This window comes from Microbacterium sp. Se5.02b (genome assembly GCF_019464375.1).
GTDB lineage: Bacteria > Actinomycetota > Actinomycetes > Actinomycetales > Microbacteriaceae > Microbacterium.
Window position 1 is genome coordinate 2,683,396 of sequence record NZ_CP080491.1, and the last position, 13,703, is coordinate 2,697,098.

The following is a 13,703-nucleotide window of genomic DNA, read 5'->3' on the forward strand; positions in this document are numbered from 1 at the left end:
CGCGCAACATTCCGCTCCCGGATCCGAAGATCCGGGAAAGATCCGAATCCGACGAAGACCCTGTGCGTCCGGTGTGTACTCGGTCACGAAATGGCAACGGGGACGTCAGGACCCGGAGCTTCTCAGGCTGAATCGCTAGCATGAACGCGGCACGACGAAGTGTCTGGTCGGTGAATCGACCGTGAACACAACTTCCTTTAGGAGCACTCGTGACTCTTCAGACCGTCATCCTCGCCGCGGGCATGGGCTCGCGCCTCGGCCGTGCGCTGCCGAAGCCGCTCACCGAACTCAGCGACGGCCGCACGATCATGGGCCAGCAGCACGACAACATCCGCGCCGCCTTCGGCTCCGACGCACGCATCACGACGGTCGTCGGCTATCGCGCCGAGACCATCATCGACGCCTTCCCCTCGGTCAACTACGTCCACAACGAGCGCTACGACGAGACCAACACCTCGAAGAGCCTGCTCCGCGCCCTCGGGGCGACGGGACGGGGTGGCGTCCTGTGGATGAACGGCGACGTGGTCTTCGATCCGATGATCCTCGGTCGCGCAGCGGCGTACATCGAGCGCGACCAGTCGTTCGTCACCGTCAACACCTCCAAGGTCAGCGACGAAGAGGTGAAGTACACGGTCACGGCCGAAGGCTTCATCAACGAGCTGTCCAAGACCGTCAAGGGCGGGCTCGGCGAGGCCGTCGGCATCAACTACATCTCGTCCACGCACAAGAAGGCGTTCATGCGCCAGCTGCAGCGCGTCGAGGATCAGGACTACTTCGAGCGTGGGCTCGAGCTCGCGATCGCGGAAGATGGTCTGCTCCTCGAGCCGATGGATGTCTCCGACCTGTACGCGGTCGAGGTCGACTTCGCCGAAGACCTCGAGCGGGCGAACCTCTTCGTCTGATCCGCTCCCGAAAGCCCGGTTCCTCGAGGAGCCGGGCTTTCGGCGTTTTCGCGGTCGGGCTTCGTAGGATCGCTGCATGACCCCCAAGGTGCACAAGATCCACTCCCTCCCGGATGACGCCCCGTGGGACAAGGGCGTGCCGCCCCAGGGTTCTCCTGAGCATCCGATGATGGTGCGCGGACTCGACAGGGTGCTGTCCATCCAGCGTCCCCTCGTCCTCGCGCACATCCGCAGCATCCGTCTGCGCAACCCCCAGGCATCGCCGTCCGAAATCATCCGGATCCTCGAACGGCGCTACCTCGCCGCGGTGACGACCGGAGGGGCCGCCGTCGGCGCGACCGCGGTCGTCCCCGGCATCGGCACGGGCGTCACCCTCGCGCTCTCGGGCGTCGAGACCGTGGGCTTCGTCGAGTCGACGGCACTGTTCGCCCAGTCCGTCGCCGAGGTCCACGGCATCGCGGTCGCCAACCCCGACAGGGCCAGGGCGCTCGTGATGACACTCATGCTCGGCAAGGAGGGCGTCGACCTGGTCGGGCAGCTCGCGGGTCAGGTCGCAGGACGAGGGGGGAGCCGGTCGTCGTACTGGGGCGAGCTCGTCACGAAGTCGCTCCCCCGCGCAGCCGTCGGACCCCTCGTCGATCAGCTCAAGAGCATGTTCGTGAAGCAGTTCGCCGCGAAGGGCGGCGCCTCGGTCATCGGCAAGGCCCTCCCGTTCGGCATCGGCGCCGCGGTCGGAGGCGCGGGGAACCACATCCTCGGACGCCGCGTGCTCACCACCTCGCACAAGGCGTTCGGCGCTGCTCCGATCGACCTGCCGATCGAGCTGGAACCCGTGCCGGGGGCCGAGAAGCTGGAGTTGCGGATGCTCCGCGGCGCCCGCTATGCCGGGAACGCGGTCGCGGGTGCGGCAGGAACCGTGGCCCGCGGCGCGGGATGGGTGGGACACCGCGTGGGCGAACTGGCCACCAGCCGGCGCACGGCTGTCGAACAGCTCGAGCCGAACCCGCACGACACCGGCGACCACGACCTCACCTCCCTCTCGGGCTCGTCGCCCTCCGTGGAACGCGATCGGAACGAGCCGGCGGGCTGACGGACACTGCACGCTCGTCGCCAAAGGATCAGCCGCCTCGTTGTGCCGAGCATCCAACGGACCGAGGCGACCCGACGCTAGGGTGGAATCCGTGACGGACAAGCCCGACCTCTTTACCACCGCCGGCAAGATCGCGGACCTGCGCGCTCGCTACACCGAAGCCGTCGTCGACGCAGAAGCGAAGGCGAAGGAGAAGCAGCACGCCAAGGGCAAGATGACCGCCCGTGAGCGCATCGAGCTGCTCGTCGACCCCGGGAGCTTCGTCGAGTTCGACGAGTACGTGCGCCACCGCACCACCGCGTTCGGCATGGACCGCTCCCGCCCCTACGGCGACTCGGTCGTCACGGGCGTCGGCACCATCAACGGCCGTACCGTGGCCGTGTACTCGCAGGACTTCTCCACCTTCGGCGGATCGCTCGGCGAGGTCGCCGGCGAGAAGATCGTGAAGATCATGGAGTTCGCGCTCGCAGGCGGCATGCCGTGCATCGGCATCCTCGATTCGGGCGGCGCACGCATCCAGGAGGGCGTCGTCGCGCTCGGCAAGTACGGCGAGATCTTCCGCCTCAACACCCGCGCATCCGGCGTCATCCCGCAGATCTCGATCATCATGGGCCCCGCAGCCGGGGGTGCGGTGTACTCCCCCGCGCTCACGGACTTCGTGATCATGGTCGACAAGACCAGCCAGATGTTCGTCACGGGCCCCGACGTCATCAAGACGGTCACCGGCGAGGACGTGGGCATGGAGGAGCTCGGTGGCGCATACACGCACAACACCCGCTCCGGCGTCGCACATTACCTGGCGGAAGACGAGGACGACGCGCTCGACTATGCGCGCACGCTGCTGAGCTTCCTGCCGGACAACAACATGGCAGAGCTCCCGTCGTACGAGAGCGCGTTCGAGTTCGAGACCACCGATGCCGACCGTACGCTGAACACGATCGTGCCCGACTCGACGAATCAGCCCTATGACATCCACACGGTCATCGAGCGCGTCGTCGACGAGGGCGACTTCCTCGAGGTCCAGCCGCTGTTCGCACCGAACATCGTCATCGGCTTCGGCCGTGTGGAGGGCCGCTCGGTCGGCGTCATCGCCAACCAGCCGTCCCAGATGGCCGGAACGCTGAACATCGAGGCCGGCGAGAAGGCCAGTCGCTTCGTCCGCTTCTGCGATGCGTTCTCGATCCCGATCGTCACCCTGGTCGACGTGCCCGGCTACCTTCCCGGCACCGACCAGGAATGGACCGGCGTGATCCGTCGCGGGGCGAAGCTGCTGTACGCCTACGCCGAAGCCACGGTGCCCCTGGTCACCGTGATCCTGCGGAAGGCCTACGGCGGCGCGTACATCGTGATGGGTTCCAAGCAGCTCGGCGCCGACGTCAACCTCGCCTGGCCCACGGCCGAGATCGCCGTCATGGGCGGCCAGGGCGCCGTCAACATCCTCTACCGCGGAGAGATCAAGAAGGCCGAGGAAGCGGGCGAGGACGTCGCCGCCGTGCGCACCCGGCTCGCGAACGAGTACACCTACAACGTGGCGTCGCCGTTCCTCGCGGCGGAGCGCGGCGAGCTCGACGGCATCATCGAGCCGGCGAACACCCGCGTCTCGATCGCGAAGGCCCTCCGCGCTCTGCGCGGCAAGCGCGCGGAGCTGCCGCCCAAGAAGCACGGGAACATCCCCCTGTGACCGGGCAGGAAGCCCCCGGCGCGGCATCGGATCCGGCGGCGCCGATGCTGGAGATCACGCGCGGGACGGCGACCGAGGAAGAACTCGCCGCGCTCATCGCCGTGATCAGCGAGGCATACGCGACCGAGGCCGCCGACGCCGTCGCCGAAGAGCCGTCCGTCTCGGCCTGGACCCGCACGCAGCGCCCCCTTCGCCGACCGTTGCGTCGGGACATCCCCTGGGGACGCTTCTCCGGCTGAGACGACGCCGACCGGGGCTGCCGCTGTGGTCTCAGCCGTCCAGCAGCAGGACGGATGCGCGCGGGCTGAGCACGGAATCGAGCACGACGCATCCTGCACCCACCGCGCCGACGTCGTCGCCGACGACCGTCCCGTCGACGGGGAGTTCCCGCACCGCACGTGTCGCACTCGCGCGCGCCAGTCTCTCGGGGATCTCGCCGAGATACACCGCGGCGAGCCGCGACCAGAACGGGCCGCCGAAGACGACGCGATCGACGTCGAGCATGTTCGTCAACGCGGCGGTCAGCACCGACATGTGCACCGCCGCCTGACGCAGCACGCCGACGGCAGAAGCATCGCCCGCGGCGGCGCGCTCGCACAGCGCGGTGAAGCGCCCATCGACGGCCTCGACATCGCTCCCCTCGCGGTCGTCGCGGAACACCCCCGCACGCTCCGCCTGCTCCACGATCGCCTGCGGGGTGCACACGACCTCGACACACCCGCGCGAACCGCAGGTGCACGCGGGGCCATCCGGGTCGACGATGATGTGCCCGACCTCGCCGATGTTGCGCGTGCTCCCGGGTATCGCCCTGCCGTCTCGGGCCACGGCCGCCCCGATCCCGGTGCCGAGATAGACGAAGACGAAGGAGTCGTCAGCGGAGGCCCTTCGCCTCCAGAGCTCGCCGACGGCCGCCGCGGTCGTGTCCTTCTCCAACACCACGGGCATCCCGGTCGCCTCCGCGAGCACCGCTCTGAGTGGCACCCGGTGCCAGCCGAGGAGCTTGGGCGGATCGATCACCGTGCCCTTCTCGACGTCGAGGGGCCGGGCGCGGCCACTCCCACCCCGGCGATCCGGGTCCGATCCACCCCGGACGCCGTGATCAGCGCCTCGATCGTCGTGGCCATGGCGGCGACGATCTGTCGGGGCTCCTTCGCCGGAGTGCGCACGCTCATCCGCCGCACCACCGCCCCCGACAGGTCGAGCAGGACGAACGTCATGATTGCGGGATCGAGGTGCACTCCCACCGAGAAGCGGCTGTCCGGGACGAGGCGCAGAGTGACCCGGGGCTTGCCGGGGCCGTTGATCGTGCGCCCGGCCTCGCGGATGAACCCGTCGTCCAGGAGGCGCCTCGTGATGTTCGTGACCGTCTGCGCCGACAGCCCCGTCGCGGCAGCGAGCTCGATCCGGCTCAGCCCCTCGGCCGACTGGCGGACGGCCTCCAGCACGACGGACTGATTGAAGTCACCCATCCGCGGAAGATTGGTGCCTCGACGCATTCCCATCGTCCAATGATGGCCCATCGGCGTGGAAACCGTGTCCCCCAAAATACCTACAGACAACGCGTGCGCGACCGTTCAGACTAAGGGAGACGCTTCGCGTTCGGCTGGTCTCTCTGTCCCAGGGTAGACAGACGCTGATCGGCCACCAGCGGACGGTTTTCGGGTAACTGTCCGCACGGCGAGGGGCAGGCGGATTCGCCGCCCCTCGCCCACTCTCTCCGCATCCTCGACTCCGGTCACCTCCCCAGGGCCGGAGCCGAGGACGTGCGCGCGACTCGCGCCGTGATCAGCCTCCGGCGGGATCCCGCGGGATCTCGTGCCACAGGTCGACCGCGTCATCGTCGCCGGAGGAGCGGGTTCCGGCGCGGCCGACGACGGTCACCGCGACACGTGGATCACGCGCGGAACGGATGATGATGCGGGCAGCCTTGGCCTGGGTGAGTGTCGCCGCCAGCTCATCTCTGATCGCGCCGCGACGAGCCTCGTCGATGCCGTCGAACCCGCCCTCGTCGAACACGGTGACGACGGCGCCGCGTCTGCGCGCGACATCGATCGCATTGCGCACGGCATCGTTGAGGAGGTCCGCGCCGCGCAGTTCGTCGCGCAGTCGCCCCTCCGCAAGACGCGCCTCCCGTCGTTCGCCGTCGTCGAGGGCGCCCCGCGTGGCGACGACCCGACTCAGCACGGGGCCGGCGACGGCCAGAGCGAACTGGGTGCGCAGACGCCTCTCGCGCTGCCGCACCCGCTGCGTGGCATGCCATGCCGAGACCGCCTGCTGGATCTCGGCGAGGCGCTCGGTATCGCGCACCGCACGGTCCCAGAACATCACGAGCAGTCTGGCGACGGCGACCCACATGATCGAACCGACCAGACCGAGGGTGAGCGCCACGCCGACGCCGAGGTACGCGGAAGCGGCGACCACGAGCACCACGAGCACCAACCAGCCGATGAGGAAGCGACGGCGCACCACGCAGACGACGCCGAGCAGCCCAAGCGCACCGATGTACCAGGTGGCGAAGGGCGCCGTCCGGTCGCCGGGCTCCAGCGAGAAGGTGACCAGTGTCGGGATCAGAGCGCTGGCCAGCAGTGCCAGCACGGCCGACCACAGAGGCATGCGCACCGATGTCGCATCACCCAGGATCGCAATGTTCACCACCACCAGGTACACGCCGATCGCGAGGACCATCAGCAGCGGCGCCGTTGGCTGCTCGATCCACCACACTCCCCGAGCGACGAAGTACAGGGCGAACCCGACCGCGAGCGAGGTGGCGACACTGCGCACCGTGCGGTTCATGAGCGCTCCCACCCCAGAGTGACGACCGTGCCGTGCTCGTCCGACCGGATGTCTGCCGTCCCGGCGACACCGGCCATACGCGCGAAGATCGAGGCCCTGATCCCGAGACGATCCGCCCCGATGGCTTCGACGTCGAAACCCGGTCCGGTATCGGACACCGTGACCGCGACCCCCTCGTCGCCGTGCCCCTCGGCGACGATGTGCAGACCACGCCCGTGCGCATGCGCCACGGCGTTGCCGATCGCCTGCCGCGCGGCGAGCACGAGAGCCCTGGCCGCCCGACCGGGGATGAGCCCGATACCCCCGCGTTCCTCGACCACCGCGTCGGCACCGAGCTCCGAGAGCGAACGGCGCAGCTCGACCACGATCTGCGCCGTGCCGACCGGCTCATCGCTCCCCTCCTGCGCGACGGCCGCCTCCGTGTTCGCGAGGCGGGTGAGAGCCTCGCGCGCCATCGCCACCGCGAGCTCTTTCGCGCGGTCGCCCTCGGCCCGCTCGGCGGCGATGAGCGCGGCCAGCACACTGTCGTGCATCAACGCCGACATCGCCACACGCTCTTCCTCGGCGGCGGCGGGCAGCGGCGGCGGTCGAGTACGAGGACACGGCCTGCGCCCTGGCCTCATCGACCCCCGCGGCGACGGAACGGAACATCCAGCCGAGCGAGATCATGACGACGCCGAGGATCAACGTGAAAGACACATCGAACGCGGTCGTCACCCAGAACTCCCGGGAGAACTCCCCTTGCACGAGACGGACATAGCCGTAGACCAGCGGCATCCCGGCGGCCCAGGCGAACTGGAGCCACAGCGGGAAGGCGAGCATCGCCGCGACCACGCCCACGTTGACGAGGAAGAAGATCCATGGTTGGTCGCCCGCGCTCTTGTCCGCAGGGTCGACGACCGTCGGCCAGGCGGCGAGCGCGAGCACGTAGACCACGGCGAATGCGCCCGAGAAGGTGCGCACCCCGCGGCCGACCAGACAGGCCACCAGCATCGCGGCGAGCGGCACGAACACCACGACCAGCATCACGATGTGCACCACATCGGCCCGCGACAGCGAGTTCACCGCGCCGATCAGCGCCTGCGCACCGAGTACCGCGGAGCCGAGCGCGACGACGATCGCGAGGATGCGCTCCATGCGCTTCCCGGTGAAGCGCTCGAACTCCGTCTCGGTGCCGCCGGGAGAGGGGATCTTGCTCCAGGCATCTCGGATGCTGAGCGGGTCAGCGGGCACTCGATGCCCCGTCGGCCGCGACGATGCCGTCTTCCATCGCTCGACGGAGAAGATCGACCTTGGTGGGCGCTGGCCTGCCGACCTCGACGTACTTGACCCTGATGCGAGTGATGTTCTCCTTGGCCGTGGAGTAGGCGACGCCGAGCCGTTCGGCGACGGCCTTCAACGGCAGCCCCGCCGCGTACAACCGGAGCACCTCGCGTTCGCGGGTGGAGAGCTGCGCATCCGCGAAGTCCCGATCGCCGTCGACCGCGCTCGCCCACTCGACGTTGTTGAGCGCCTCGCCCTGCGCGACGGTCCGGATCGCGTCCAGGACGTCGTCGAGGGCCGAGGACTTGCTGACGACGCCTGCCGCTCCGGCCGACAGCGCTTCGCGGACGGCGGCCGGACGATCGGCGACGCTGTGGATGACGACGCTCGCCCCGTCGCTCACGAGCGATGTGACGTTCTCGGTCACGGTGGTGCCGTCGCCGAGCGTGAGGTCGAGGACGACCACGTCAGCCGGCGCGGACCCCGACGCGGCGCGCCACTCGAGGTAGGAGACGACGGTGCTTCCCGAGAACACGACAGTCTGCGAATCGCGCGCGCACGCGGCCTCGAGGCCGAGGCGTACGGACTCGTGATCGTCGATGAGTGCCACCCTGCTCATCCCCCCAGCCTAGTGAGTCCCCTCGGACCCCCACGGCGGCGGTCACCTGGTGAGCAGTGCGACGACCTCGAAGTGGTGCGAGTGGGGGAACAGGTCGAAACCACGGAGACGGTCGACGTTCCATCCGAGAGTCCGGAAGGTGCCGAGGTCACGCGCGAGCGCGACGGGGTCGCACGCGACATAGGCGATGGCCTCGGGCGACGAGGCATGCACCGCCTCGACCACCTGACGGCCGGCACCGGCGCGCGGCGGATCGAGGATCACGGCACCCGTGCGCCCGGCGCCGGTGCGCGACGCGAGGAACCTGTCGACGCGCGCGGTCACCGCGGTCACATCGACCGGGGCGAGGTTCGCGACGGCGTGCTGCGTGGCCCGAGCGCTCGACTCGACTGTCACGATGTCCGACCCTCCGAGGTCGGCGAGGGTCGCGGCGAAGAGCCCGACACCGCCGTAGAGGTCGTAGTGTGTGCGCTCGGGGTCCACATGCCCGTCCAGGATGCCGTACACCGCTGCATCCAGCACCGACGCGGCTCGCGGGTGCACCTGCCAGAATCCGGTGGCATCGACCTGGAAGCGACGATCGCCGACGACCTCCTGGATCACCTCGGGGGTCGGACGCCGCCGGAAGCCCCGCGCAACGCGGGCGGGCCGTTCCGTCTCTTCGCGTCGTATCACGCGCACCTCGCCGTCGGCGGGCTCGACGAGCTCGATGCGTCCCGGTGCCTCTCCGCCCAGCGCGAGCGCTGCTTCGGCGATGGCGGGCCGCGAGAGCGGGTAGGAGGTGACGGGGATCACACGGTGGCTCCGTGCGGCGAACGGACCGACGACGCCGGCCTCATCGACGTGCAGGGTGACCCGCGTGCGCCATCCCGTACCGTCTCCCGACGCGACGGCTTCGATCTCCGGCGCGACGAGACCCTGGCCGGCGAACCGGTCGAGCGCCTCCGCCAGCACCTGGCGCTTGAGCACCCGCTGGTGGTCGAGGTCGATATGACCGAGATCCGCTCCGCCTGGACGTTCCGCGGGGTCACGCGACAGGTCAGCCTCGGGCCAGATGTGCGGTCGTCGGTGTTCCGACGCGTCGAGCACCTCGATCGTCTCCGCACGCCAGAAGCTGCGGGTCGCGGCATCCGAGCCCTCCGGAGGGGTGATCAGTCGGGCACGGACGCGCTCCCCGGGATCGCGTCGGACACGAAGACCACGCGCCCCTCATGCCGGGCGACGAACGTGCCTCCGTGCGCGATGCCGGTGATGTCGAGTTCGAGCACGTCGGCTGCGGAGGAAGTCATCCTTCGAGGATACGGTGGTGCACATGCGCGTCTGCCTCGCCTCCACGTCCCCTGCCCGACTGATGCTGCTGCGCCAGGCCGGAATCGAGCCGCTCACGGCGTCGCCGGACGTCGACGAGGACGCGGTCGCTGCCGCGGCGGAGGCCGAGCGTGGCGCTTCCCTCGCCCCTGCGGAGCTGGTGCTGCTGCTCGCGCGCGCCAAGGCCGCTGCGGTCGCGCAGGATCTGGCCGCCGCCGGCGAGTTCGACGGCATCGTGATCGGCGGCGACTCCATGTTCGCGATCGGCGGGAAGGTCTACGGCAAGCCCTACACCCCGGACGAGGCGACCCGCCGCTGGCGGGAGATGCGCGGCGCCACCGGAGTGCTGCACTCCGGTCATTCGGTCTTCCGCGTCGCGCCGGGCGAAGCCCCCGGGAAGCGACCGCCGTCGCCGAGGCGGCGGTGACGTTCGCCGCGGATGTGAGCGACGCCGAGATCGACGCGTACGTCGCATCCGGCGAGCCGCTTCTCGTCGCGGGCGCCTTCACCGTCGACAGCCTCGGTGGGGCGTTCATCACCCGGGTGGACGGCGATCCGTCCACGGTCGTCGGGATGTCCCTGTCGACGGTGCGGCGCCTGGCCGCCGAGCTCGGGGTCCGGTGGACCGACCTGTGGTCGTAGACTCCCCTCCACGTTTTCGCGTCTTTCTTGTGGGGAGTCGTCAAAGGGATCGGGGTCCTTCTCGCTAGGCTGGCAACCATGCCTGCTATCGCCAAGGTGCTCGTCGCCAACCGCGGCGAGATCGCCGTACGCATCATCCGCGCCGCCCGTGACTCCGGGATCGCCTCCGTCGCCGTCTACGCGGACCAGGACCGGGACGCCCTGCACACCCGTCTCGCCGACGAGGCGTACGCGCTCGGAGGCTCCACCAGCGCCGAGACGTACCTGCAGATCGAGAAGATCCTCTCGATCGCCCGCCGCGCCGGCGCGGACGCCGTGCACCCCGGCTACGGATTCCTCGCCGAGAACGCCGAGTTCGCCCGCGCCATCATCGATGCGGGGATGACCTGGATCGGCCCGTCGCCCGAAGCGATCGAGGCCCTCGGCGACAAGGTCACGGCGCGTCACGTCGCCGAGAAGGTCGGCGCGCCCCTCGCCCCCGGCACGCCCGGTCCCGTCGAGGGCGCCGACGAGGTCATCGCCTTCGCGAAGGAGTTCGGCCTTCCGATCGCGATCAAGGCGGCATACGGCGGCGGTGGACGCGGCCTCAAGGTCGCGCGTGAGCTCGACGAGGTCGGCGAGCTGTTCGAATCGGCGACGCGGGAGGCCGTCGCGGCGTTCGGTCGCGGCGAGTGCTTCGTGGAGAAGTACCTCGACAAGCCCCGCCACGTCGAGACCCAGTGCCTGGCGGACGCCGAGGGCAACGTCGTCGTCATCTCGACGCGCGACTGCTCGCTGCAGCGCCGCCACCAGAAGCTCGTCGAGGAAGCCCCGGCCCCGTTCCTGACCGATGAGCAGAACGACCTCCTCTACTCCGCGTCCAAGGCGATCCTCAAGGAGGTCGGCTACGTCGGCGCCGGCACCTGCGAGTTCCTGATCGGCGCCGACGGCACCGTCTCGTTCCTCGAGGTGAACACCCGCCTCCAGGTCGAGCACCCGGTCTCGGAAGAGGTCACCGGCATCGACCTGGTGCGCGAGCAGTTCCGCATCGCCGCCGGCGGCACCATCGACTACGGAGACCCCGAGCCGCAGGGCCACTCGATCGAGTTCCGCATCAACGGCGAGGACCCGGGTCGCGGGTTCCTCCCCCAGCCCGGTCCGATCCACGTCTTCAAGACCTTCGGCGGTCCGGGTATCCGTCTCGATTCCGGAGTGACGGCCGGCGACGCGGTCTCCGGGGCGTTCGATTCGCTGCTCGCGAAGATCATCGTCACGGGCAAGGACAGGGCGGAGGCGCTGGAGCGCTCGCGCCGCGCACTGGACGAGTTCGAGGTCGCCGGACTCCCCACCGTCATCCCGTTCCACCGCAAGGTGGTGCGTGACCCCGCCTTCACCGCCGTGGACGGCGACTTCGGCATCTTCACCCGCTGGATCGAGACCGAGTTCGTCAACGACATCCCCGCGTGGGACGGCGAGCTGGAAGCACAGGCCCCGTCCGAGGCGCGGCACACCGTGGTCGTCGAGGTCTCTGGCAAGCGCCTGGAGGTCAGCCTCCCCGACCGTGTCGCCGTCGCTCCTGGCGCGGCAGGGCGCCCGGCGGCCGTGCCGCCGTCGCGCCGCAGCCACGCCACCACCGCCAATGCGGGGGCATCGGGAGACGCCGTGAAGTCGCCCATGCAGGCCACGGTCGTCAAGATCGCCGTCGAAGACGGTCAGCAGGTCGTCAAGGGCGACCTCGTCGTCGTGCTCGAGGCCATGAAGATGGAGCAGCCGCTGCAGGCACACAAGGACGGCGTCATCGGCAACATCAACGCGGATGCCGGCGCCACCGTCTCGGCCGGACACCAGCTCCTCACGATCAGCTGACCCGTAGACGCAACGACGAAGGCGCCCCACCGAGGTGGGGCGCCTTCGTCATGTCCGCAACGATCAGGAGATGTTGACGAGGTGCATCGCCCTGCTGGCGTCGGTGATGCTGCTCGACAGCGACGGGTACGCCGCGAAGACGCGCGACACCTGATCGACCGTCAGTCGTCGCTCGACGGCGACCGCGATCGGGTAGATCAGCTCGGAGGCCTTGGGCGCCACGATGACGCCGCCGATCACGGTTCCGGACCCCTTGCGGGCGATGAGCTTGACGAAGCCGTCCTTGATGCCCATCATCTTCGCCCGGGGGTTGGCCGCGAGCGGAAGCTTGTAGACCATGCCGTCGGCGATGCCGTCTTCGACGTCCTTGACCCCGTAGCCGACCGTCGCGATCTCGGGCGCGGTGAAGATGTTCGAGGTGATCTTGATCAGCTCGAGCGGGATCACGATGTCGCCCAGCGCGTGGAACACGGCGGTGCGCCCCTGCATGGAGGCGACAGAGGCCAGCGGGAAGAAGTTCGTGCAGTCTCCGACCGCGTACACGTTCGGGACGGAGGTGCGGGCGACCTTGTTCACCCGCACGTGACCCGAGTCGTCGAGCTCGACGCCCGCCTCCTCGAGACCGATGCCCGCGGTGTTCGGGATCGACCCGACCGCCATGAGACAGTGGCTGCCGTCGACCGTGCGCCCGTCCGACAGCGTCACGGTCACGCCGTCCTTCGTGACCTCGACCTTGTCGGCCCTGGACTTGGAGAGCACCTGCATGCCGCCGCGCTTGAACACCTTCTCCAGGACGCTCGCCGCATCCTTGTCTTCGCCCGGGAGCACCTGATCCCGGCTGGAGACGAGCGTGACCTTGGCGCCGAGGTTCATGTAGGCGGAAGCGAACTCCGCCCCCGTGACGCCGGATCCGACCACGATCAGGTGCTCGGGGAGCGACTTCATGTCGTACAGCTGCGTCCACGTGAGGATGCGCTTGCCGTCGGGCTTGGCCGAGTCCAGCTCGCGGGGCGATGCACCGACGGCCACCACGATCGTGTCGGCTTCGACCCGGTCGAAGTCGGTCCCGCCCTGACCGGTCGACACGACGATCGCCGTCGGTCCCTCGAGCCGGCCGTGACCGGAGAGGATGCGCACTCCGGCGTCGAGGAGCGTGGCGCGCATGTCCTCCGACTGCTGGCCGGCGAGGGCGATGAGCCGCTTGTTCACGGCAGCGAGGTTGATGGCGATCTCGGGCTTGAGCGGCTTGCCGTTCTCTCCCTTGGCGTAGAAGTTCACCCCGAGGTCGCTCGCCTCGGAGATCGCGACGGCCGCGTCGGCGGTCGCGATGAGGCTCTTCGAGGGCACCACATCGGTGAGCACGGCCGATCCGCCGACGCCCACCCGCTCGACCAGGGTGACCTCGGCCCCGAGCTGAGCGGCCGCGAGGGCCGCCTCGTAACCGCCGGGACCGCCGCCGAGGACGGCGACGCGCTGAGTGCGCTCGAAAGTGGTGGAAGACATGGAATCCATTCTTCCCCAATCCTGGCCCCCGAGCCTGCACCTTCCTAGAGTGGATCC

Annotated in this window: 10 protein-coding genes and 3 pseudogenes; 6 read left to right on the forward strand and 7 right to left on the reverse strand. The window is 69.3% G+C overall.

Annotation, left to right across the window (positions count from 1 at the left end; genetic code table 11):
* Positions 1 to 209 precede the first annotated feature (209 nt).
* The 4 genes from K1X59_RS13295 (at position 210) to K1X59_RS13310 (ending at position 3,912) form a co-directional block, all read left to right on the forward strand.
* The gene (locus tag K1X59_RS13295; RefSeq protein ID WP_183150442.1) at positions 210 to 902 is read left to right on the forward strand and encodes an NTP transferase domain-containing protein; all 693 of its coding nucleotides are present in this window, start codon (positions 210 to 212) and stop codon (positions 900 to 902) included.
* Between the two features lie 76 nt (positions 903 to 978).
* Positions 979 to 1,992 carry a hypothetical protein gene (locus K1X59_RS13300; protein WP_244632016.1) on the forward strand — a complete coding sequence of 338 codons (1,014 nt, stop codon included), beginning with the start codon at positions 979 to 981 and terminating at the stop codon, positions 1,990 to 1,992.
* A gap of 91 nt (positions 1,993 to 2,083) precedes the next feature.
* A complete protein-coding gene (locus tag K1X59_RS13305; RefSeq protein WP_396652544.1) occupies positions 2,084 to 3,673 on the forward strand; it encodes an acyl-CoA carboxylase subunit beta in 1,590 nt (529 codons plus the stop codon).
* A complete protein-coding gene (locus K1X59_RS13310; protein WP_396652545.1) occupies positions 3,670 to 3,912 on the forward strand; it encodes an acyl-CoA carboxylase subunit epsilon in 243 nt (80 codons plus the stop codon). Before K1X59_RS13305 ends, K1X59_RS13310 begins: the two co-directional genes overlap by 4 nt.
* Positions 3,913 to 3,943: 31 nt before the next feature.
* Here K1X59_RS13310 and K1X59_RS13315 read toward each other — a convergent pair.
* The 6 genes and pseudogenes from K1X59_RS13315 to K1X59_RS13340 all read right to left on the reverse strand — a co-directional run bounded on the left by K1X59_RS13315 (position 3,944) and on the right by K1X59_RS13340 (position 9,637).
* Positions 3,944 to 5,142, reverse strand: a pseudogene (locus K1X59_RS13315) (ROK family protein).
* A 316-nt stretch (positions 5,143 to 5,458) separates the two neighbouring features.
* On the reverse strand, positions 5,459 to 6,466 hold the full coding sequence (locus K1X59_RS13320) for a hypothetical protein (protein WP_183150445.1): 1,008 nt from the start codon (positions 6,464 to 6,466) through the stop codon (positions 5,459 to 5,461).
* Positions 6,463 to 6,927, reverse strand: a complete 465-nt coding sequence (locus K1X59_RS13325) for an ATP-binding protein (protein ID WP_220173474.1) — start codon at positions 6,925 to 6,927, stop codon at positions 6,463 to 6,465. Before K1X59_RS13325 ends, K1X59_RS13320 begins: the two co-directional genes overlap by 4 nt.
* Positions 6,854 to 7,699: a hypothetical protein gene (locus K1X59_RS13330; RefSeq protein ID WP_220173475.1), complete on the reverse strand. Its 846-nt coding sequence runs from the start codon at positions 7,697 to 7,699 to the stop codon at positions 6,854 to 6,856. The genes K1X59_RS13325 and K1X59_RS13330 overlap by 74 nt, the downstream gene beginning before the upstream one ends.
* Positions 7,689 to 8,348 (reverse strand): response regulator transcription factor, encoded by a 660-nt coding sequence (locus K1X59_RS13335; protein WP_183150448.1) that lies wholly within the window; start codon positions 8,346 to 8,348, stop codon positions 7,689 to 7,691. Before K1X59_RS13335 ends, K1X59_RS13330 begins: the two co-directional genes overlap by 11 nt.
* 42 nt (positions 8,349 to 8,390) lie before the next feature.
* Positions 8,391 to 9,637: pseudogene (locus K1X59_RS13340) on the reverse strand (class I SAM-dependent RNA methyltransferase).
* Positions 9,638 to 9,660: 23 nt separating this feature from the next.
* Here K1X59_RS13340 and K1X59_RS13345 point away from each other — a divergent pair.
* Both K1X59_RS13345 and K1X59_RS13350 read left to right on the forward strand, forming a co-directional pair.
* A pseudogene (locus tag K1X59_RS13345) lies at positions 9,661 to 10,298 on the forward strand (Maf family protein).
* 78 nt (positions 10,299 to 10,376) lie between these two features.
* The gene (locus tag K1X59_RS13350) at positions 10,377 to 12,143 is read left to right on the forward strand and encodes a biotin carboxylase N-terminal domain-containing protein (RefSeq protein WP_183150449.1); all 1,767 of its coding nucleotides are present in this window, start codon (positions 10,377 to 10,379) and stop codon (positions 12,141 to 12,143) included.
* 63 nt (positions 12,144 to 12,206) lie between these two features.
* Here the strand turns inward: K1X59_RS13350 and K1X59_RS13355 are convergent, their stop codons facing one another.
* Positions 12,207 to 13,655: an NAD(P)H-quinone dehydrogenase gene (locus K1X59_RS13355; RefSeq protein WP_183150450.1), complete on the reverse strand. Its 1,449-nt coding sequence runs from the start codon at positions 13,653 to 13,655 to the stop codon at positions 12,207 to 12,209.
* Positions 13,656 to 13,703 lie beyond the last annotated feature (48 nt).